Below are 21351 nucleotides of genomic sequence, written 5' to 3'. Positions count from 1 at the left end.
GGCGGCCCCTCAGAAGAACATGCCCAGGGCAACCTGGGGGCTGACGATACGACTGGTGTTGCGGCCCGCCACGCTGAACTCCACGCCGGCGATCAGGCCCAGCGCCGGGCTGAAGTGGTACTCCACGGCCGGCGCCAGGGTGAGGCTGCGGCTGGCCGGGCGATGTTCGTCGATACGCTCGAAGGCACCGCTGGCGTTGCGCGCGAATCCACTCAGGCGCTGTCCGGTCTCACGGCTGGCGGCTACTTCCATCACACCTACCCAGCGCGAGTTGAAGCTGTACTCGGCACCCACCGACAGGCCCAGCACCGAGCCGCGGGAGATGTGCCCCTGGAAGCTGTCATCGGTGCCGTAGACGCTGGCCCCGGAAATCGCCGTGCGCGACGGCGCCGGCCCGGCGCTGAGCTGGGCACGCCAGCGCAGCGGACGCTCGTTGCCCAGCCACATCACCTGCTGCATGCCCAACGCGGCGGTGGTGCGCTGCACGCCGTCGCCCTGCGCATCGAGGGGATTGCCGGTGATGCGGTCGTGGCTGCCGGTGCTGAAGCGCTGCACCAGCGCGACCGAGATGGCCGGGCGCGTGCCATCGGCGTTGGGCGCCTGCAGCAGGTACTGCAGGCGCGCGGTGGTATCGCCAGCACGGAAACCGCTGCTGCGTGCGCTGCCCTGTTCGGCACGCGATGCACTGAGATTGACCTGGCCCATCACCCGGTCGCTGAAGCCGTAGATGATCGGCACCACCGTGGCCCATGCACCGCTGTGCTGCCCACTGCGGCGGCGATGGCCGCCATCGTCGTAGTGATCGCGACTGTCGACCCGCACCAGATAGGGTTCGATGTACCAGTTGCCCTGTGGCAGTCCGGCCGGGTTGGGGGTGATCAACGGGCCGGTGAAGTTGACACCGTCAAGACTGCGTTCGTCAGCCGCTGCGTGGGCACTGGCAAGGACGTTGGCCAGCACCAGCAATGCGACGAGGGTACGGCGAGGATGATGCATGACAGCCACTCCTGGACAGCATGGGATGGAATTCCACCCTGCGTCGCCAGAAGCGGCTGACCAATAAGGAAACTTTCAAAACGTCATGCGTGCTTGACGCAATTGCCGGCCCCGGAAGGGGTCAGAGCCCTCGCCTGCGGCAAGGGATCCGACCCCGAACGTGGCGAGCCGCTGGGGTCGGATCAGCCGCGGCGACTGGCCCATTGCGCCAGCAGTACCGCCGTGGCCGAGGCTACGTTCAGGCTCTCCACTGCGCCGCTGCCGGGAATCGAGACCTGCAGGTCGCACGCCCCCGCCAGGCTGCGGTCCATGCCCTCGCCTTCGGCACCCATCACATACACCAGGCGGGCCGGCAGCGAGCTGCGGAACACGTCATCACCGCCCTCGACCAGGGTCGCGGCCAGGCCGAAACCGGCTGCGCGCAATTGCGCCATTGCCTGATCGGTCTCCGGCAGCTGCACCAGCGGCACCGCTTCGGCACCGCCTTCGGCAACGCGCGCGGCGGCGCCGGACAGGGCCAGCGTGCTGCCGGCCGGCAACAGCAGCGCCTTGGCACCGAAGTGCGCGGCCGAGCGCAGGATCGCGCCGAGGTTGTGCGGGTTGCCCACACCATCCAGCCACAGCGCCAGCGCCGGGCCATCACCGACCTGCTGCAGCCACTGCGCCAGCGGCAGTGCCGGTGTGCGCAGCATGTCAGCCACCACCCCTTCGTGATGGGTGGTGCCGGCGAGCTTGTTCAGATCGCCATCCTCGACCACGCGGTAGCCCACGCGGTTGGCAACGCACCACTTCAACAGCGGCTGCAGGCGCGGGATGCGTGCTTCCAGCAGGTACAGCTTGCGCAGCGCCTGCGGCCGCGCTTCGAACGCAGCCAGCACGGCATTCAGGCCGTACAGACGCAGCTCATCGCTGCCACCGCGCCCACCACCGCCCGTGGCCGGCACCTCCGGGCGCGGCAACGGCGTTGCGCGCGGCGGACGGGCGGACGGGCGGCGGTTGTTCCAAGGGTTTTTCACTTACACACTCTCCTGCTTGCGCTGGCGCCAGAAATCGGCGTTCTTGATGCCCAGGGCATCAGGGTCGAACACCGGATCCAGGCCCAGCTTCTTCTGTCGTTCGTAGTCACGCAGGGCCAGCATCGCCGGCTTCTGGATGATGAGGATGGCGATGATGTTCAGCCAGGCCATCAGGCCGACGCCGATGTCGCCCAGCGCCCAGGCCAAGGTGGCATTGTGGAACGCGCCGAACACCACCATGCCGATGATGCCCAGGCGCAGCAGCAGCACGGTCAGCGGCCGCTTCCTGTTGTGGTTCACATAGCTGAGGTTGGTCTCGGCCATGTAGTAGTACGCCATGATGGTGGTGAAGGCGAAGAAGAAGATGGCCACCGATACGAACGCCGAACCCCAGCCCGGCAGCACCGCTTCCACGCCGGCCTGGGCGTAACCGGCGCCTTCCGGAATGCCGGCCAGGCCCTGGAAGATCGGCGCGGCGCCCTCCACCGGCGAGTACACGTTGTAGGTACCGCTGGCCAGGATCAGGAACGCGGTGGCGGTGCACACCATCATGGTGTCGAAGTAGATGGCGAAGGCCTGCACATAGCCCTGCTTGGCCGGGTGCGAGACTTCCGAGGCGGCCGCTGCATGCGGGCCCGAACCCTGGCCGGCTTCGTTGGCGTAGATGCCGCGCTTGATGCCCCACTCCACGGCCAGGCCCATCATGGCGCCGAATGCGGCATGCGTGCCGAAGGCACTCTTGAAGATGATGCCGAACATTTCCGGCACGCGGTCGTAGTTGATGACCATGATGATGATGGCCATCAGGATGAAACCGGCAGCCATGAACGGCACCACCACTTCGGCGAAGTTGGCGATGCGTTTGACGCCACCGAAGATCACCACGCCCAGCAGCAGCGCGACCACGATGCCGATGCCCAGCTTCAGCGCCTGCACCGATTCCATGCCGAAGGCCTGGCCGTCGAGCGGCCCGCACAGCGCGGTGCCACGGCAGGCGTTGATGATGCTGTCGGCGATGGCATTGGCCTGCACGCCCGGCATCAGGAAACCTGCGGCGATGATCGTGGCGATGGCGAAGGCCAGCGCATACCACTTCAGGCCCATCGCCTTCTCGATGTAGTACGCCGGGCCACCGCGGTAGCGGCCTTCGGCGTCCTTGGTCTTGTAGATCTGCGCCAGGGTGCATTCCACGTACGAGGTGGACGCGCCGAGGAAGCCCATCACCCACATCCAGAAGATCGCCCCGGGGCCGCCGAAGGCGATGGCGGTGGCCACGCCGGCGATGTTGCCGATGCCCATGCGGCCGGCCATCGACATGGCCAGCGCCTGGAACGAGGACACACCGGCGTCGGATTTCTCCCCCCTGACGGTGAGGCGGCACATCTCGAAGAAGCCACGGATCTGCATGAAGCGCGTGCGCAGGCTGAAGAACAGGCCGGCGCCCAGGCACACGAAGATCAGTGCCTTGCTCCAGATGATGCTGTTGATGAAGTGTACGGTTGCTTCCACGCGCGCTCTCTCCAGTCGGCGGGTTGTAAGGACGTCCCGTCGGCTGGAGGGGACCGGTCGATTCTCCCTGATCGAAGGCCGCTGCGGTAGCGCCAGAAGACAAGGGATCGGATCCCTTGCGCGCCGCGCGAGGGCTCCGACCCCGGTTCGCCCTTATGGCGGGTTGGGGTCAGAGCCCTTTTCTGGCGAAAAGGGATCTGACCCCGAGGGCTCACGGCAGCTGCGTGCGCACCCGGGCGAAACGGCGCAGGTCGTGCAGCACGCCGCGCTTGTAGACCGCACAGCGCTCCACGCCCTCTTCCTGGAAGCCGTTCTTCTCCAGCACCCGGGCCGAGCCGAGGTTGAAGTCGACCACGGTGGCCTGCAGCCTGAACAGGCGCAGCTCATCCATCACCCACGGGGCAAACAGGCCGACCACGCGGGTCATCAGGCCCTGCCCCCAATAGGCCCGGCCCAGCCAGTAACCCAGCTCGGCGGTATGCCCACGCTCGGCCAGGCCCTGTTGGGCACCGACGCTGCCGCAGGCCTGGCCGTCGATCTCGATGGCCAGGTTCAGGGTGCCGGGAGCCAGCACGCGGCCGGCGAGGAAAGCCTCGCCATCCCCGCGCGTGTACGGGTAAGGAAAGCGGTCGCGCAGGCCGCGCGATACCTCGGCATCGTTGGCGTGGCGCAGCAGGGAGTCCAGGTCATCCGGGCGCCAGGGGCGCAGCTGGAAGCCGTCGCCTTGCAGGTCTGGGGTCAGAGCCCTTTCCCTTTGGGAAAGGGATCCGACCCCGCCGGCGTACCGGTCAGGCATGCCCGCCCACCGACGGCGATTCCGCTTCCTGCTTCTCCAGCTCGCGCTTCACCGCTTCCGGCGAACGGGTGTACGGCGCCAGCCGCGCGTAGAACGCCGGCACCACGAACAGCGACAGGAAGGTCGAGAGGGTCACACCGAAGATGATCACGATGCCGATCGTGCCACGGCTGGCCGAACCAGGACCACCGGCGACCACCAGCGGGATCGCGCCGACCACGGTGGCGATCGAGGTCATCAGGATCGGGCGCAGGCGCACCATCGCCGACTCGATGATCGCCTCGCGCACGCTGCGCCCATCGTCGCGCAGCTGGTTGGCGAATTCGACGATGAGGATGCCGTTCTTCGCGGCAAGGCCGACCAGCATCACGATGCCGATCTGGCTGAACAGGTTCACGGTACCGCCACTCACCCACAACCCGACCAGCGCGCCGAGTACGCCCAGCGGCACGGTCAGCATGATGGTGAGCGGATGGATGAAGCTCTCGAACTGCGCCGCCAGCACCAGGTACACCACCAGCAGCGCCATCGCGAAGGTCAGCAGCACCGCGCCGCCGGCGCTCTGGTACTCGCGTGATTCGCCCTTCCAGTTCACCTGCGCGTACTGCGGCAGCTCCTCCTGGGCTACGTTCTGTGCCCACGCAATGGCCTCGCCCAGCGGATAACCGGGCGCCAGGCCGGCACTGATGGTGATCGAGCGCAGTCGGTTGAAGCGGTTCAGGGTGCCGGCCTCGGCCACTTCACTCAGCGTGACCAGGTTGGACAGCGGCACCAGCTCGCCGGAGTTGGCGCGCACGCGGATCGCGGCCAGGTCGGCCGGGCTGGCACGACCATCGCGACCGGCCTGCACCAGCACGTCGTACTCCTCGCCGTTGTCGACGAAGGTGGTGACGCGACGCGAGCCCATCATGGTTTCCAGCGCCGAACCGATCGCGGTGACCGGCACGCCGAGATCGGCCGCACGCTGGCGGTCAATGTTCACCCGCATCTGCGGCCGGGTTTCCTTGTAATCGGAATCGGGGCCGACCAGGCCGGGATTGTCGGCCATGCGCAGCAGGATGCGGTCGCGCCACTGCGCGATCTCGGCATATTCCGGGCCGCCCAGCACGATCTGGAACGGTTGGCCGCCGCTGCGCACCAGGCCACCACCCACCTGCGTGCGTACGCGCACGCCGCGGATGGTATCCAGTTCCTTCTGCAGTTCGTTGGCGACTTCGGGCGTACCCTCGCTGCGCTGGCGCCACGGCTGCAGGAAGATGCTGACGCGGCCGGTATGCATTTCCTCGCTGGCGCCCCAGCCGCCCGGCACGCGGGGGTTGGCACGCACGATCGGCTTGTCCGGGCCGACATGCGGTGCCAGCAGCGCTTCCACCTGCTGCACCTGCTGCACGGTGTAGTCGTAGCCGGCGCCTTCCGGGCCGTCGATCATGATCTGGAACGAACCACGGTCTTCGGCTGGCGCCAGTTCCGAGGGCAGCAGCTTGAGCAGGCCCCAGCTGGCGGCCAGCGCAGCCACCATCACCAGCAGGTAGATCCAGGTGCGGTCGACATGGTGATCGAGCACTCGCCCATAGGCACCCGCAAGGCGTTCCAGGTTGCGGTTGATGAAGCCGTGCAGGCCTCGCGGGGCCTGCCCGGTATGCGGCTTGAGCAGCTTGGAAGCCATCATCGGCGTCAGTGTGAGCGCAACGAACGCGGACAACGCCACGGCAGCGGCCAGCGCCACGGCCAGTTCGCGGAACAGTCGCCCGGTGTTGCCCTCCAGGAAGCCGACCGGCAGGAACACCGCCACCAGCACGGCAGTGGTGGCGATCACCGCGAAGGCGACCTGCGCGGTGCCGCGCTTGGAGGCCACCAGCGGTGGTTCGCCCAGGTCGATGCGGCGCTGCACGTTTTCCACCACCACGATCGCATCGTCCACCACCAGGCCGATGCACAGCACCAGCGCCAGCAGGGTCAGCAGGTTGATCGAGAAGTCGAACGCATACAGCGCGATGAACGCCGCCACCAGGCAGACCGGCACCGTCACCGCCGGAATCAACGCGGCGCGGAAGCTGCCGAGGAACAGCCAGATCACCGCCAGCACCAGGATCATCGCTTCCACCAGGGTGGCGTAGACGCGGTCCACTGCAGCTTCGATGAAGGTGGTGTTGTCGAAGGCGACGAAGATCTGCGTGCCCTTGGGCAGGGTCAGCGCCACCCGCTCGGCCTCAGCGCGCGCAGTGCGTGCCACGTCCAGCGAGTTGGCGGTGGAGGTCTTGACGATGCCCAGGCCGATGCCGGGCTCGCCGTTGCTGCGGTAGTACGCGCGGCGTTCGGCCGAGGCCAGCTCGATCTTCGCCACGTCGCCCATGCGCACCACGTAGCCGTCGCGGCCCTTGCCCAGCGGGATGGTCGCGAAATCCTCGGGCTTGATGTAGTTGCGTTCCACGCGCAGGGTGAAATCGCGGTCGGTCGACTCGATGCGGCCGGCCGGCAGCTCCACGTTCTCGTTGCGCAGTGCGGTTTCCACGTCGCCGGTGGTCAGCCCGCGCGCGGCCAGCTGGTCACGGTCCAGCCAGATCCGCATCGCATAGCGCTGGCGGCCGCCGATGCGGACCTGGGCCACGCCATCGAGGCTGGAGAAACGATCGACCACGTAGCGGTCGGCGTAGTCGCTCAACTCCAGCGTGTCCATGGTCGAGGACACCATGTTGAACCAGATGATCGGGTCGGCATCGCTCTCGACCTTGGCAATCTCTGGTGGCCGCGCCTCTTCCGGCATGCGGTCGGCGACGCGGCTGACCGCATCGCGCACGTCGTTGGCCGCCGCTTCGATATCACGGTTGGAGGTGAACTCGATGCTGACCTGCGAGCGGCCGTTGGTGCTGCGCGCGTTGATCGTATCGATGCCTTCGATGCCGGCCAGCGCATCTTCCAGCACCTGGGTGATGCGGCTTTCGATGACCGCCGCCGACGCGCCGGTGTAGTCCACCGACACCGAAACGATCGGAGGGTCGATGGCGGGCAGTTCGCGCAGGGTCAGGCGGGTGAAGGACATCACGCCCAGCACCAGCAGCAACAGGCTCATCACCACGGCGAACACCGGCCGCTGGATGGAGATGTCGGACAGCTTCATCCGCCGCGGCCCTCGGTCGCGACCGGCGCCGGCGCGTCAGCCGGTTTGGCGCCAGAGGCCGGTGCGGCGTCCTTCGCAGCGACCTTCAGGCCCGGGCGCAGCTTGCCGGTGCCATCGACCACGATGCGCTGGCCTGCTTCCAGGCCCTGCCGGATCTCGACCACGCCGGCACGGCGCGCGCCGGTGACCACGTCCACCCGCTCGACGCTGTCGTCGGCCTTGATGCGGTACACGAAGGTATCGCGGCCGACCTGTACCACGGCGATTTCCGGGACCACCAGCGCCGGGCGCTCGGGGCGGAACAGGCGCACGTCCAGCAGCATGCCCGGGCGCAATGCGTGGTCGCCATTGGCGAAATCGGCGCGCACGGTCACCGCACGGGTGGCCGGATCGATGCGCGCATCGATGGTGCTGACCACGCCCTCGAAGGTGCGACCCGGCCAGGCCACGCTGGTGGCACTGACCTTGTCACCAACGCCCAGCGCAGCCAGCTCCACTTCCGGCACCTGGAAATCGACATGCATGTGCTCGATGTCGTCGAGCGTGGCGATGACCGTGGTCGGGGTCAGCAGCGATCCCGGACTGACCTGGCGGATGCCAAGCACACCGGCAAAGGGCGCACGCACGCGGCGGTCGCCAATGTCTGCCTGCATCTGCATCACGCGCGCCTCGGCGGCGTCGCGGATCGACTTCTGCGTATCCAGCGTGGCGCTGGACACCAGCCGCTGGGCGGCCAGTTCGCGCTGGCGCTTGTACAGCTGATCAGCTTCATGGAAGGTGGCCTGCGCCTGCACCAGTGCGGCTTCCTGGGCCTGCCCGCGCAGCGTCACGATCGGCGCACCGGCGGCAATGTGCTGGCCACTCTCGAAGTGCACTTTCTCGACGATCTCGCTGACTTTGGCAGTGACGCTGATCGACTCGCGCGCCTTGGCCGTGCCCAGTGCCTGCAGGGTGTCGTTCCACTGCGTGGGCTGCACGACCTGCGCGGTGACCGGCACCGCTTCGCCCTGCCGACGTGCGGCGGCCTCCTGTTTGCCTGCGCACCCGGCCAGCACGGCCAGGCTGAGGCCAAGGGCCAGGGTCGAAGCGATACGAGCCAACATGAACGGTCCTGATTGATCCACGGCCGCCGAGTGTAGGCAAGTGCCCATAAAAGCGGTATGTGCCAAGCGTTTACCGGCGTGGAACCTAGGCTGCGATAGCGCCTTGAACCCGTTCCGTGCAAGGCTGCCATGGGCAGTGTCGGCGTGTGTCGGGGTGTATCCAGTGGTGCACCACCGCGGCCGTCATCGTAGAGTCGAACCTGCCCGACCGAGGGCGTCGGGCGGGGACGGATCCTGGCGGGGATCCGGCCCCGTTTTTTTATGCCCGGCGGATCAATACCGGTAGTTCAACTTCATCCACACGCTACGCCCCGGCTCGTTGATCCGCACCGGGTCGGCCGGGAAGCCGAAGTCGGCGCTGCCGGCCAGGTTCAGGTGCTCGCTGTAGGCGCGGTCGAACAGGTTGTCGACGCCGGCGCTGAGCTGCAACTGCGAACTGAAACGGTACGCGGCATTGAGCGCGAAGGTGGCAAACCCGGCGCTCGGCCCGAGGTCCTGCGCGACCACGTTGCCCTGTCCATCTGCGACACGATGCTGATGGGTCACCGCGCGCAGCAATGCGCCTGCACTCCAGCGCTGGCCCTCCCAGTTCGCGCTCAGGCGTGCTTCCAACGGCGGCATCTGCGGCAGCGGACGCTGCTGGTCGCGGTTCTCTCCCCAGGCATAGGCCAGCGTGCCGCCCAGCTTCCACTGCTCGGTCAGGCTCACTTCCAACCCGGCCTCGGCACCGGCAATGCGCGCCTCGACGTTGCTGGCCTGGCTCATGCCCATCATGCCGCTGCCGTGGTAGGTGAACAGGATGTAGTCCTGGAACTGCCCGGCATAGGCCGAGACCCAGGCCTGCACGCGCGGTCCCTTGTACTGCAGGCCCACGTCGAGCTGCGTGGTGCGCTCGGGCTGGATGCCGGCAAACGCGTTCACTGCACCGGCCGGTCCGTGGTCGGGCGAGAACAGCTCCCAGTAGTCGGGCATGCGTTCACTGTGGCCGAGGCCGGCGTACCAGGTCAGGCCGTCGGCCAGGTCCTGCTCGTAGCGCAGGAAGCCACTGCCGAGCCACGCCTTGCGCTTTTGCTCGGCCGTTGGGTTGGGCCGGCTGCCCATCATTCCACGGATCGACTGCCGCTCATCACGCACGCTGGCACGATCGATGCGCAGGCCGCTGATCCAGCGCTGATCGGTGCCGGCCCCGAGGGTCAACTCGGTGAAAACGCCATAGCGGCGGAAGCTGGCATCGGTCTGCCACGCCGCCTGGCTATAGGTGCCCCGGCCCATGCCCATTCGCCCACGATGGCGGCTGTCCTCGCCATCCACACCCGCCACCAGTTGCACGTCCTGCCAGCGCCACTCGGAACTGACCCGGCCGCCCTGGGTGCGTCGGTCCACGTTCGATGCCATCGGCATCGGCATCATGCTGTGCGAATTCGGCGTTCGCAGCGTGTAGTTGTCCATCACGTGGTCGGCCTCGTTGTAGTACACGTTGGCCTGCACTGTGTCCCACGCACCCGGCAGATTGCGCTTCTCGAAGCGCGCGGCGTAGCTGGTGCGTTCGAACGCGGCACCGTCCATGCCGCGCCCCGCGTAGCGTGCGATCGCATCGCCGGCACCGGCAGAAATTTCCAGCAGCGTGTCGGCATCCGGCGTCCAGCCGATCGCCACGTCACCGTTCCACTTGCGCCACTTCGACGGCACCACATCGCCGTTGCCGTCCTTGTAGTCATCGGCTTCGGAACGGTTGCCGCTGGCGCGCACATAGCCGGTCGGGTTGCCCAGGGTCAGGTCCAGCACCTGGTCGTTGCGGTTGCGCGAACCGACCAGCGTACTGGCATCGGCACGCAGGCCCGGTTCCTCGAAGCGCGGTGTATCGCGTTCGAAGCGCACGGTGCCGGCCGAGGCACCTGCCCCCCAGCGCACGCTCTGCGGGCCCTTGATGATGGTCAGGCGGTCGAAGCTCTCCGGTGCGATGTAGGACAGCGGGTTGTCCATGCGCGAGGGGCAGGCACCGATCAGGTTGCCGTCATTGCTGAGGATGTTCAGGCGCGAACCCAACATGCCGCGCAGCACCGGGTCACCGTTGGTGCCGCCGTTGCGGATGGCGGAGAAGCCAGGAACGGTCTTCAGGTAATCGGCGCCGTCACTGGCCGGGACCGGCTGCCGCGGCAGGCGTGGATCGGTCACCCAGTGCAGTGGCGACGAAGGCGCGGCGGCGGTGACCACCAGCGTATCGAGAGTGCGCGCCTCTTCGGCGGGCGCGGCATGGGCCAGCGTTGCAGCTGCGGCCAGGCCAAGGGCAACCGGCAGGCGCACGCAGGCGCCTGCGGGGCGGGAAGTCATTTTCATCGGAACAGCTCCAAGGTACGCACGCGCGCACGGCGCCCGGTCAGGCGTCGTGCGGCAGATTCGACAGGAAAATCAGCGGACGATGGAGGCGCGCGGTGGCCCACGCGCGGCGTGTGCCGGCCAGCGCAGTGCCGGCAGTACCTGCTGCGACCACGGGAATACCAGCCGCGGCCGCCACAGCAGTGGCAACAGCACCACCAGTACAGCCAGCCACGGCAGCAGGCGCATGGCCAGCACGCAGTATTCGCAGGCTTCGCCATGCATGGCATGGGGATCGGCCGGTGGGGTCGGACTCCGTTGCCCGTGCAGAGGGCTCTGACCCACTGCGGCAGCGTCGTGGTGCATGTGCGCGTGGTCCATGCCTGCCATCGCCGCGTGGTCCATCGGCGGCGCCTGCAGCGCGCGGCTGACCAGTGGCGCAAGCACCATCAGCAGCGTCGCCAGGACGGCGAGCTGCAGCAGGAGGCGCTGCGGGCGGGACAGGCGGGTCACCCCGCTAGTGTAGAGGCGGGTCCAGGGGTGCCCGTGCGACGAACCGTCGCAGGAGGGGGTTTATCGGCAGGGCTTGCAGCCCTGCACCTGCAGAGGCCACGGCAAGAGCCGAAGCAACAGCAAAAGCAAAAGCGGTTTCCTGTGGGTAGGCGGGGTGGGTCCGGTTGCGGGGGACGCCGTAAATACGTCCATGTAGCCTCGGTCGCGCCATCCATGGCGCTCACGCCCCCGCAACCGGACCCACCCCGCCTTCGACAGTTTTCTGCGGTCTGTTGGAACGGCTCTTGGGGTCAGATCCGTTTTCCGCAGGAAAAACGGATCTGACCCCAGATGCATTTCGATATCTGACAGATTTCATCTACGCATGGCGTGGATCTACCGTGTCGACCAAGGTCGACACCTACCAACAGCCATCGGAATCTGTCAGAGGCGGGGCGGTATGGGCAGGCAGGACCGTTGGCGCCATGGATGGCGCCATCGAGCCCCCAGGGATGGGTTTACGGCGTGTCCTGCCTGCCCACACCGCCCCGCCGCCCCACGGAAGCCAGCAGTTGCTGTTGCTTCGGCTTTTGCCTTTGATTCGGCAGGTGCAGGGCTGCACGCCCTGCTCGACCCACCTCACACCGTGATGGTCTGGGTCAGCGACTCCCAGGTCGGTGGCACCGGCCACGCTGCGGCCTGGTTGCCATCCAGCACCCGCCGCAGGTCGCGCGGATCAATCTGTGGGGCCAGCACGTGCACGAGCTCCAGCGCGTAATCACGCAGCACGCGGTCGCGCGGCAACACCGCCCAGGCGATGCACTCGCTGATCGGATCCGGCGCCGGCCACGACCTCAGGTCTTCGTCATTGGAACTGACCGCCATCTCGGCCAGCAGGCCTACGCCCAGGCCCGTGCGCACGTAGGTCTTGATCAGGTCGGCATCGAGCGCGGTCAGCGCCAGGTCGGGCACCAGCCCATTGGCGGCGAAGGCGCGTTGCAGGGAAGAGTTCGGTCGGGTCGAGGATTCGTAGCTGATCAACGGCTGGCGGGCCAGCGCGGCCAGGTCCGGTGCACGGCCGGCGCGGTCCAACGGGTGGCCCTTGGGTACCACCACCAGGCGCCGCCAGCGGAACAGCGGCACTGCGATGCCGTCGGTTGGCTCACCGCCTGCGGTGCTGATGATGGCGATATCGGCGTCACCCTGGTTCAAGCGGTCCAGCGCGTCGGTTTCACCGGCCTGCTGCAGGTGCACGCTGACCTGCGGATAGGCCTGCTTGATCGCCGCCACCGCCGGCGGCAACACGAAGCGCGCCTGGGTGTGCGTGGTGGTCAGGATCAGCTGGCCCTGGCTTTCGCGCCGCTGGTTTGCCGCATACGTACGGATGTTGTTGGCTTCGGCCAGCACTGCGCGGGCACGCGCGATGACTTCGGTTCCGGCCGGGGTAACCGACTCCAGGCTGCGCCCCTTGCGCACGAACAGCAGGAAGCCGAGCTCGTCCTCCAGCTGCTTGAGCTGCTTGGACAGGCCGGGCTGGGTGGCGTGCACGCGCGAGGCGGCCAGCGTGATGTTCAGCTCGGCGTCGGCGATGGCTACCAGGTAGCGCAGCTGGGTCAGCGTCATGGGCAGGCAGGCGGCATGGGGCGGAAGTCCACTCTAGGGTCAATTGCCGTCACCAGCTTATAACCAAAGGTTGTTTAAGAAAGGTATCTGGTCATTTCCGGGCGTCATATGCCGGCGCTACGGTCAGCCGGCAGCCGCTGGCCTGAACGGCCAGCCCTCCCCCCTTCGCCCGCCGTGACCCGTCGCGGCCCCGTTTCCGGAGCGCTCCCATGGCCCTGTACGACTCCATCCTCGATACCGTCGGCAACACCCCCATCGTCAGGCTGCAGCGCCTGGCGCCGCCACAGGTCAGCGTCTACGCCAAGGTCGAGTCGTTCAACCCGGGCGGCTCGGTGAAGGACCGCCTGGCGCTGGCGATCATCCTCGATGCCGAAGCACGCGGCCTGCTCAAGCCGGGCGACACGATCGTGGAGGCCACCTCGGGCAACACCGGCGTGGCACTGGCGATGGTCGCCGCCGCGCGCGGCTACAAGTTCGTGGCCACCATGGTCGAAACCTTCTCGGTCGAGCGCCGCAAGCTGATGCGTGCCTACGGCGCCAAGGTGATCCTGACCCCGGCCGCCGAGCGCGGCAGCGGCATGGTGCGCAGGGCGGCTGAGCTGGCCGAGCAGCACGGCTGGTTCCTGGCCAGCCAGTTCGCCAACCCGGCCAACCCGGCGTATCACCGCAACACCACCGCTGCCGAGATCCTGCGCGACTTCGCCGGCAAGCGGCTGGACTACTTCGTCAGCGGCTGGGGCACCGGCGGCACGCTCACTGGCGTAGGCGAAGTGCTGAAGGTGGCACGCCCGCAGACCCGCATCATCGCCACCGAACCGGCCGGCGCCGCCCTGCTCAAGGGGGATGACTGGAAGCCGCACAAGATCCAGGGCTGGACCCCGGACTTCGTGCCGGACGTGCTCAACCGCGACGTGGTGGATGAACTGGTCTCGGTCGAAGACGATCGTGCGATCACCACCGCGCGTCGCCTGGCCGCCGAGGAAGGCATCTTCGTCGGCATCTCCGCCGGCGCCACCGTGGCCAGCGCGCTGGACATCGCTGCCCGCGCTGAACCGGGCTCGGTGATCCTTGCGATGCTGCCGGACACCGGTGAACGTTACTTCTCCACGCCGCTGTTCGCCGATGTGAACGAAGGATCCGACGACGACTGGCTGGCCGGCCTACCGTGATGCGATCCGCCGGGCATGGCCCGGCGCTACCGACGTCCGACTGCAGGTAGCGCCGGGCCGTGCCCGGCGTGCGCCCTGCTTCAGCCTGCGTGAAGGCGTCGCCCGCCATCGTGCGCGAAGGCCGTTGGATCGCAGCGCGTGAGACGGTCATGACGCAGCATCGATGCCCTGTCCCCTACCGTGGGAACAGCCGGCGCAGATGCTGCGCGGATCACCTCACAGGCAGGAGACGGACGCATGAAGATCGAGGTTTGGCAGGGCGACATCACGACCCTGGCGGTGGATGCGATCGTCAACGCGGCCAATGAAACGCTGCTCGGTGGCGGCGGTGTCGACGGCGCGATCCATCGTGCGGCCGGCCCCGCCTTGCGGGCAGAGTGCGAGCGGTTGCCGGAGCTGCGCCCGGGCGTGCGTTGCCCGACGGGTGAAGTGCGCGCCACCGGTGCCCATGCGTTGCCGGCGCGCCATGTACTGCACACGGTAGGCCCGGTCTGGCACGACGGCCAGCGCGATGAACCGGCGTTGCTGGCCAACTGCTACTGGAAGTCACTGCAGCTGGCCGAATCACTGGGCGTGCAGTCCATCGCCTTCCCGGCGATCAGCTGCGGCGTGTATGGCTATCCGTTGTACCAGGCCGCGCAGATCGCTGTCACCGAAACACTGGCCTGGCAGCGCAGCCATGCGCAACCGATGCGCATCGTGCTGGTGGCGTTCAATACCGCGACGGCCAAGGCCTACCAGCAGGCGTTGAGCGCCGCCGGGCAAAGCGCGGACAGCGAACCGCGCGGGTCGCTGCTGCCGCCGCTGGGGGATGCGGGCTTTGCCGCCGCGCACTGAACCGTGGTGCTTCAGGTAAAAGAAAAGGCCGGGCATTGCCCGGCCTTTTCCGTTGCAGCGTAGTGCTCTTCCACGCACGGCGTGGATCACACTCAGCGACTGGAGGCTTCCACCGCGGCGGCATCATCGGCCACGGCGGCTGCGTCGGCCGCGGCACGTGCCGCCGAGGCTGCGGCCCCGTCGGCGCTCGCGCCATCCACCTGCACGCGCACTTCCACCATGCCTGCGCCATTGTTCAGGCTGGACACATCGACGGTGTAGTGACCGGCCGGCAGGGTGTCTTCCAGGCGTGAATTGGTACCGTTGCCGCCGTCGTCGTCGGTCAGCTCGACATCGCCGCCAACCACGCGCAGCAGGGTATCGACCTGGCTGGAGATCGCATCCAGGCGCACATCGGCCGGGCGGTCCAGGGACAGCAGGAAGCGGCGGCGGCCATCGTTGTCGAGCATCGTGTACACGCTCCCCGACTTCGGCAGTGCCGTGCCATCGCGCTCGACCAGATTGCCGGGCAGCTCGATGCGGGTGGCCGACAGGGTGAACATGCCGCTGACGCCGTCGCCCAGGCCACGCGCGGTCAGGGTGTACTTGCCCGGCTTCAGCGACAGGGTCAGGCGCGAGTTGGTGCTGTCACCGCCGTCGTCATTCTCGGCATCCACGCCCTGGCCCGACAGCTTCAGCACTGGATCGAAGACATCCGACACCAGGCGGATCTCGTACAGGCCGGCCTTGTCCACCTGCAGGGTGTAATCCTGGGAACCACCGGCCAGCATGTCGACGATCTCGCCGCTGCCCGCCAGCGGCTTGCCGTCGTACGGCACCAGCTTCTCGGCACGCAGGCGGTACGGACCATAGTCGGTCGAGCCGTTGGCGTTGACCGCCACCTGGTAGATGCCGCCACCGTTGGCACGGAAGGCCAGCGAGACGTCGCCTTCGCGCTCGTAGCCGGTGTTGCTGCTGGCCACCAGGCTGCCGTTGTTGAACACGGCAATCGAGCCGCTCAGCGAACCGGTCAGCTTCAGACCGACCAGTTGCTTGTCTTCCAGCTTGATCTGGTAGAGCTGGTGGTGGCTGCCGTCGTTGTAGTTGATGCCGCTGCGCGAGGTGATCTCGCCGGATACCGGCTTGTCGAAATCGAGCGACGCGGCCTTGCCCGCATCCGCGCCGCCGCCGATGCGGTTGCAACCGCCGGCGACCAGGACCGTGGCGACGGCCAGTGTGATTGCTGCCAAACGCATGTTGTTTCTCCTTGGCCTTCCATGTGGTTCCCACGCACCGGCCAGGCGCATGGGGGCGGAAAAGATACCCGCAAAAGCAAACGCCGGCGTGATGCCGGCGCTGCCTTGTTCATCCAGCGATGGGACGGATCAACCGTTCCACTTGCCCAGCGCCGCCAGGCCGTTGTCCCTGGCGCGCTCGTACACGGTCTTCTGGGCAGCAGCATAGTTGCCCTTCATGTCCTTGGCCCACAGCTTCAACGCGGCCTGCTGCATGGCGCGGCCGTAGGAGAAGCTCAGCGGCCACGGCAGGTTGCCCAGCTGGTTCATCGCGTTCAGGTGCTCGGTGGACTGCTCGTCGCTCTGGCCACCGGACAGGAACACGACGCCCGGCAGGATCGCCGGCACGGTGCTCTTCAGGCACATCACGGTCGACTCGGCCACTTCCTCGACATCGGCCTGCTCATCGCAGCCCTTGCCGGAGATGACCATCGACGCCTTCAGGATGGTGCCTTCCAGCAGCACGTTCTGCTGATACAGGGCGTCGAACAGCGAACGCAGGGTGGCTTCCGTGACTTCGTAGCAGGTCTCGATGTCATGATCGCCGTCCATGATCACTTCCGGCTCGACCATCGGCACCAGGCCGCATTCCTGGCACAGCGCTGCATAGCGGGCCAGCGCATGGGCGTTGGATTCGATGCAGGTACCCGACGGGATGCTCTCGCCGATGTTGATGACTGCACGCCACTTGGCGAAGCGCGCGCCCAGCTTGTAGTACTCCTGCAGGCGCTCACGCAGGCCATCGAGGCCTTCGGTCACCAGCTCGCCCGGGCAGCCGGCCAGCGGGTGCGCACCCTTGTCCACCTTGATGCCCGGAATCATGCCGTGGTCGGCCATGTACTTGGCGAACGGCACGCCGTCCTTGGTCGACTGGCGGATGGTTTCGTCAAACAGGATGGCGCCGGAAATGTGCTCGTTGAGCTTCGGCGTGGTCAGCAGCAGCTCGCGGTAGGCGCGACGGTTCTCCTCGGTGTTCTCGATACCGACGCCGGCGAAACGCTTGGCGATGGTAGCGGTGGATTCGTCGATCGCGATGATGCCCTTGCCCGGGGCGACCATGGCCTGGGCGGTTTCAGCCAGCTGTTCGATGCTCATGTATTTCCTGTGGCGGGTGCGGGAAAAACACAAGTATAGCCCCGCGGCCCGTTGCCTCGGTGTCGAGGTCAGGATGGAAACGATTCCAATGTCCGCACAGGACAACGGATGTCCTGCTGGGTTGGGGTCAGAGCCGCTGCGCGGATCTGACCCCGGGTCGGATCCGCGCAGCGGCTCCGACCCGATGTGGCCAGCGCTTATAGGTCGCCCAGGCCGATGGCGCGGCCGTCCTCACCCACTTCCAGCAGGCGCAGGGTATTGGTGGCACCGTGGGTTTCCATGTGCTCGCCACTGGTGAACACGACGCGATCACCAGCCTGCAGCAGTTCCGATTCCACCAGCAGGCGGATGCTGCCGCGCGCGGCTTCACGCGGGGTCAGGCCGCGGCTGTCGAAGTTGATCGGGAACACATCGCGCATCAGCGCCATCTGCCGGCGCGCACCGTCATGGCGGGTCACCGCGAACACCGGCGCCTTGGCCCGGAAACGCGACAGGTAACGTGCGGTGCCACCGGATTCGGTCATCGCCACGATCGCGCGCACGCCCACATGCTGCGACAGGAACATGGTGGCCATGGCAATCGCCTGGTCGGCACGTTCCAGGTTGCGCGGCGACGCGTTGAAGTCGGTCTCGGTCTGGAACTGGCGCTCGGCCCCCAGGCAGATGCGTGCCATCGCCTCCACGGCCTTGACCGGGTAGGCGCCAGCGGCAGTTTCCGCCGACAGCATCACTGCGTCGGTGCCGTCGATGACCGAGTTGGCCACGTCCAGTACTTCGGCGCGGGTCGGGATCGGGCTTTCCACCATCGACTGCAGCATCTGCGTGGCGGTGATCACCACCTTGTTCTGCGCCAGCGAGGCCTTGATGATCTTCTTCTGCAGGCCCGGCAGCTCGGCATCGCCGATTTCCACGCCCAGGTCGCCACGGGCGACCATCACCACGTCGCTGGCCTCGACGATTTCTTCCAGGTTCTCGATTGCCTCGGTGCGCTCGATCTTCGACACCAGCGCGGCATCACAGCCGTGCGAACGGGCGATGTCGCGCGCATCGTTCATGTCCTGCGCATTGCGGCAGAACGACACGGCGATGAAGTCCACGCCGATCTTGGCAACGATGCCGATCAGCTCCTTGTCGCGCTCGGTCAGCGCACCCAGCGAGAGGCCGCCGCCCTGCTTGTTCAGGCCCTTGCGGTCGGACAACACACCATCGTTGAGCACGGTGTTGACGATACGGTCGCCCTGTACTTCCACCACCTGCAACTGCATCAGGCCGTCGTCGAGCAGCAGCACATCACCCGGGCCGACGTCCTGCGGCAGGCCGAGGTAGCTCACGCCCACCTCGCTGGCAGTGCCCGGGCCGGCGTTCTCGCTGGCGATCAGGTCGAAGCGGTCGCCCGCCTTCAGCTGCACCTTGCCTTCGGCGAAGCGCTCGATGCGGATCTTCGGGCCCGGCAGGTCGGCCAGGATGCCCACTTCCACACCCACGCGGGCCGCAGCGGCACGCACTTCGGCGGCACGCTTGGCCTGGCCGGACGGATCGCCATGGCTGAAGTTCAGGCGCACCACGTTGACGCCGGCGCGGAACAGATCCTCCAGCACGCCCGGCGGGTCAGTGGCCGGACCGAGGGTGGCAAGGATCTTGGTGCGACGCTGACGCTCGAACATGGTGGATGGGCCTCTCCCGATAAAGAACGGAAATTAGCACATCCTTCACGCCGCATGTATACGGTTACAGCCTTGTGCCGCCTGACTTCGCGGGTCATGGAACGGACATCATCCGGACATACGCTGGCGCAGGGGGGCGGTTCTGTGGAGCCGAGCATGGGCTCGGCTCCACAGGAAGCTACGCCAGCAGCGCTTCCAGCTGCGCCGGCTCACGTGCCAGCTGGCTGGCACCGGCTTCGGTCAATTCCGCCTCTCCGCCAAAGCCCCACAGCACGCCGACACTACGCAGGCCGTGGTGGCGCGCGCCTTCGATGTCCATGCGCCGGTCGCCGATCATCCAGCACTGTGCAGGCTGCACCTGCAGCCGGCGCAGTGCCTCGCCGACCAGTTCCGGCTTGTGGCTGCGCGAGCCATCCAGGGTTGAACCGACGATCTCCTCGAACAGCCCACCGAACGGCAGGTGGGCGAGGATGCGGCGCGCGTGCGGCTCGTTCTTGGCGGTGACCACCGCCAGCCGGTGTCCACGGCCATGCAGCGTGCGCAGCGTGCCTTCCACCTGCGGGTACACCGTGTGCTCGCGCCAGCCTTCGACGTCGAAGCGCTCCCGGTAGTAGCCCACGGCCTGTTCCACCCGCGCCGGTTCGACGAACAACGGCGCGAAGGTGGTGCGCAGCGAAGGACCGATCCAGCCCAGCAGGGTTTCCTGCGGCGGCACCGGATGGTCCATCTTCTGCAGCGCATAGGCGATGCAGGCGGTGATGCCCACCTGCGAATCGATCAGCGTGCCGTCAAGATCGAAGAACAGCACATCCTTGCCGCGCTCGGCGCTCATGCGCCGCGCGCGTCGAGTGCGGCGACAGCCGGCAGGGTCTTGCCTTCCAGGAATTCCAGGAACGCACCACCACCAGTGGAGATGTAGCTGACGTCGCCGGCGATATCGAACTTGTCGACTGCGGCCAGGGTGTCGCCACCGCCGGCGATGGAGAACGCCTTCGAGCTGGCGATCGCGCGGGCCAGCGCTTCGGTACCCTTGCTGAAGGACTCGAACTCGAACACGCCGACCGGGCCGTTCCAGACCACGGTGCCGGCCTTCTCGATCAGCTGCGCGTACTGCGCGGCGGTCTGCGGGCCGATGTCCAAGATCAGGTCGTCTTCGGCAACGGCATCGACCGCCTTCACTTCCGCGGCAGCGTCGGGCAGGAACTGCTTGGCGGTGACCACGTCAACCGGCAGCGGAATGTCGGCGCCGCGTGCCTTGGCATCGGCCACGATCTTCTTCGCGGTATCCAGCAGGTCCGGCTCGTACAGGGACTTGCCGACGTTGTAGCCAGCTGCGGCGATGAAGGTGTTGGCGATGCCGCCACCGACGATCAGCTGGTCGACCTTGCCAACCAGATTGGCCAGCAACTCCAGCTTGGTGCTGACCTTGCTGCCGGCGACGATGGCCAGCAGCGGCTTGGCCGGTGCATCCAGCGCCTGCGCCAGCGCGTCCAGCTCGGCCATCAGCAGCGGGCCACCGGCCGCGACCGGTGCGAAGCGGATGACACCATGGGTGGAGGCCTGCGCACGGTGCGCGGTACCGAAGGCATCCATCACGAACACGTCGCACAGGGCGGCGTACTTCTTCGACAGGGCCTCGTCATCCTTGCCCTCGCCGACGTTCATGCGGCAGTTTTCCAGCAGCACCAGCTGGCCCGGCTGCACGTCGACGCCGTCGACCCAGTCGCGCACCAGCGGAACGTCGCGGCCCAGCAGTTCGGACAGGCGCTGGGCGACCGGTGCCAGCGAATCGGCCTCGCTCCACACGCCTTCCTTCGGGCGCCCCAGGTGCGAGGTGACCATCACCGCCGCGCCCTGCTCCAGCGCGCGCTTGAGCGTCGGCAACGAAGCGGTGATGCGCTGTTCGGAGGTGATGCGGCCATTCTCGATCGGCACGTTCAGATCCTGGCGGATCAGCACGCGCTTGCCGGAGAGGTCGAGGTCGGTCATGCGGACAATGGACATGGGCAACTCTTTGGCTCGGGGACGGGATGCCGGTCTGCGGCAGACGGCCATTGTATCGGGTGGCGATGCCTGCGGCAGGCAGAGGCATACGGCAACAGCGAACTGCAACAGCCAAAGCGCTGGCGCTTCTTGGTGCTGAGGGTGAGCCGGGGTGCTGTGGGGTGGCAGGGGACGCCGTAAACCCGTCCATGGGGGCTTGGTCGCCGCATCCATGCGGCTCACTGATCTGGCCCCCCGTCAGCGGACGCCAAGAAGCGATACTTTGATCGCACCTGGAGGTCCCTTATGTCCCGTATCACCCGTCGTAGCTACACCGATGAGTTCAAGCACCAAGCCGTG

Annotated in this window: 16 protein-coding genes; 2 read left to right on the top strand and 14 right to left on the bottom strand. The window is 67.2% G+C overall.

Annotation, left to right across the window (positions count from 1 at the left end; all coding sequences use genetic code 11):
- Positions 1 to 9 precede the first annotated feature (9 nt).
- The 9 genes from AC5P7X_RS18960 to AC5P7X_RS18920 form a co-directional block, all read right to left on the bottom strand.
- Positions 10 to 996 carry a transporter family protein gene (locus AC5P7X_RS18960; protein WP_329843334.1) on the bottom strand — a complete coding sequence of 329 codons (987 nt, stop codon included), beginning with the start codon at positions 994 to 996 and terminating at the stop codon, positions 10 to 12.
- A 182-nt stretch (positions 997 to 1178) separates the two neighbouring features.
- Positions 1179 to 2012 (bottom strand): TrmH family RNA methyltransferase, encoded by an 834-nt coding sequence (locus AC5P7X_RS18955; RefSeq protein ID WP_329843333.1) that lies wholly within the window; start codon positions 2010 to 2012, stop codon positions 1179 to 1181.
- Entirely contained in the window at positions 2013 to 3521 is a 1509-nt protein-coding gene (locus AC5P7X_RS18950; RefSeq protein ID WP_049412709.1) for an alanine/glycine:cation symporter family protein, read from the bottom strand.
- A 211-nt stretch (positions 3522 to 3732) separates the two neighbouring features.
- Positions 3733 to 4317 (bottom strand): GNAT family N-acetyltransferase, encoded by a 585-nt coding sequence (locus AC5P7X_RS18945; RefSeq protein WP_005418816.1) that lies wholly within the window; start codon positions 4315 to 4317, stop codon positions 3733 to 3735.
- Positions 4310 to 7435 carry an efflux RND transporter permease subunit gene (locus AC5P7X_RS18940; protein WP_005418827.1) on the bottom strand — a complete coding sequence of 1042 codons (3126 nt, stop codon included), beginning with the start codon at positions 7433 to 7435 and terminating at the stop codon, positions 4310 to 4312. Before AC5P7X_RS18940 ends, AC5P7X_RS18945 begins: the two co-directional genes overlap by 8 nt.
- Positions 7432 to 8538: an efflux RND transporter periplasmic adaptor subunit gene (locus tag AC5P7X_RS18935; RefSeq protein ID WP_053500562.1), complete on the bottom strand. Its 1107-nt coding sequence runs from the start codon at positions 8536 to 8538 to the stop codon at positions 7432 to 7434. Before AC5P7X_RS18935 ends, AC5P7X_RS18940 begins: the two co-directional genes overlap by 4 nt.
- A 273-nt stretch (positions 8539 to 8811) precedes the next feature.
- Complete coding sequence (locus AC5P7X_RS18930) at positions 8812 to 10875, bottom strand: TonB-dependent copper receptor (RefSeq protein WP_495215261.1); 2064 nt, start codon at positions 10873 to 10875, stop codon at positions 8812 to 8814.
- A 72-nt stretch (positions 10876 to 10947) separates the two neighbouring features.
- On the bottom strand, positions 10948 to 11367 hold the full coding sequence (locus AC5P7X_RS18925; RefSeq protein ID WP_053500558.1) for a DUF2946 family protein: 420 nt from the start codon (positions 11365 to 11367) through the stop codon (positions 10948 to 10950).
- Between the two features lie 618 nt (positions 11368 to 11985).
- On the bottom strand, positions 11986 to 12969 hold the full coding sequence (locus tag AC5P7X_RS18920; RefSeq protein WP_005418854.1) for a LysR family transcriptional regulator: 984 nt from the start codon (positions 12967 to 12969) through the stop codon (positions 11986 to 11988).
- A 209-nt stretch (positions 12970 to 13178) separates the two neighbouring features.
- On the opposite strand from AC5P7X_RS18920, the gene cysK reads away from it, so the two are divergent.
- Together cysK and AC5P7X_RS18910 are read left to right on the top strand one after the other, a co-directional pair.
- On the top strand, positions 13179 to 14138 hold the full coding sequence (cysK, locus tag AC5P7X_RS18915; RefSeq protein ID WP_005418856.1) for a cysteine synthase A: 960 nt from the start codon (positions 13179 to 13181) through the stop codon (positions 14136 to 14138).
- A gap of 237 nt (positions 14139 to 14375) precedes the next feature.
- Positions 14376 to 14975, top strand: a complete 600-nt coding sequence (locus AC5P7X_RS18910) for an O-acetyl-ADP-ribose deacetylase (protein WP_049413164.1) — start codon at positions 14376 to 14378, stop codon at positions 14973 to 14975.
- A 92-nt stretch (positions 14976 to 15067) separates the two neighbouring features.
- Here the strand turns inward: AC5P7X_RS18910 and AC5P7X_RS18905 are convergent, their stop codons facing one another.
- From AC5P7X_RS18905 to AC5P7X_RS18885, 5 genes are all read right to left on the bottom strand, one after another.
- Positions 15068 to 16210: an ABC transporter substrate-binding protein gene (locus AC5P7X_RS18905; protein WP_495215260.1), complete on the bottom strand. Its 1143-nt coding sequence runs from the start codon at positions 16208 to 16210 to the stop codon at positions 15068 to 15070.
- A gap of 129 nt (positions 16211 to 16339) precedes the next feature.
- Entirely contained in the window at positions 16340 to 17344 is a 1005-nt protein-coding gene (locus tag AC5P7X_RS18900) for a class I fructose-bisphosphate aldolase (protein ID WP_005418861.1), read from the bottom strand.
- Positions 17345 to 17541: 197 nt separating this feature from the next.
- Complete coding sequence (pyk, locus tag AC5P7X_RS18895) at positions 17542 to 19008, bottom strand: pyruvate kinase (RefSeq protein ID WP_005418863.1); 1467 nt, start codon at positions 19006 to 19008, stop codon at positions 17542 to 17544.
- Positions 19009 to 19186: 178 nt separating this feature from the next.
- A complete protein-coding gene (locus tag AC5P7X_RS18890; protein ID WP_065179512.1) occupies positions 19187 to 19840 on the bottom strand; it encodes an HAD hydrolase-like protein in 654 nt (217 codons plus the stop codon).
- The gene (locus AC5P7X_RS18885) at positions 19837 to 21012 is read right to left on the bottom strand and encodes a phosphoglycerate kinase (protein WP_005418866.1); all 1176 of its coding nucleotides are present in this window, start codon (positions 21010 to 21012) and stop codon (positions 19837 to 19839) included. The genes AC5P7X_RS18890 and AC5P7X_RS18885 overlap by 4 nt, the downstream gene beginning before the upstream one ends.
- Between the last annotated feature and the right edge of the window lie 339 nt (positions 21013 to 21351).

The organism is Stenotrophomonas sp. YJH_SMC_53 (assembly GCF_059369995.1).
The sequence above is the reverse complement of the archived record's forward strand: the minus strand, read 5'-3'. Positions and strand labels throughout refer to the sequence as shown.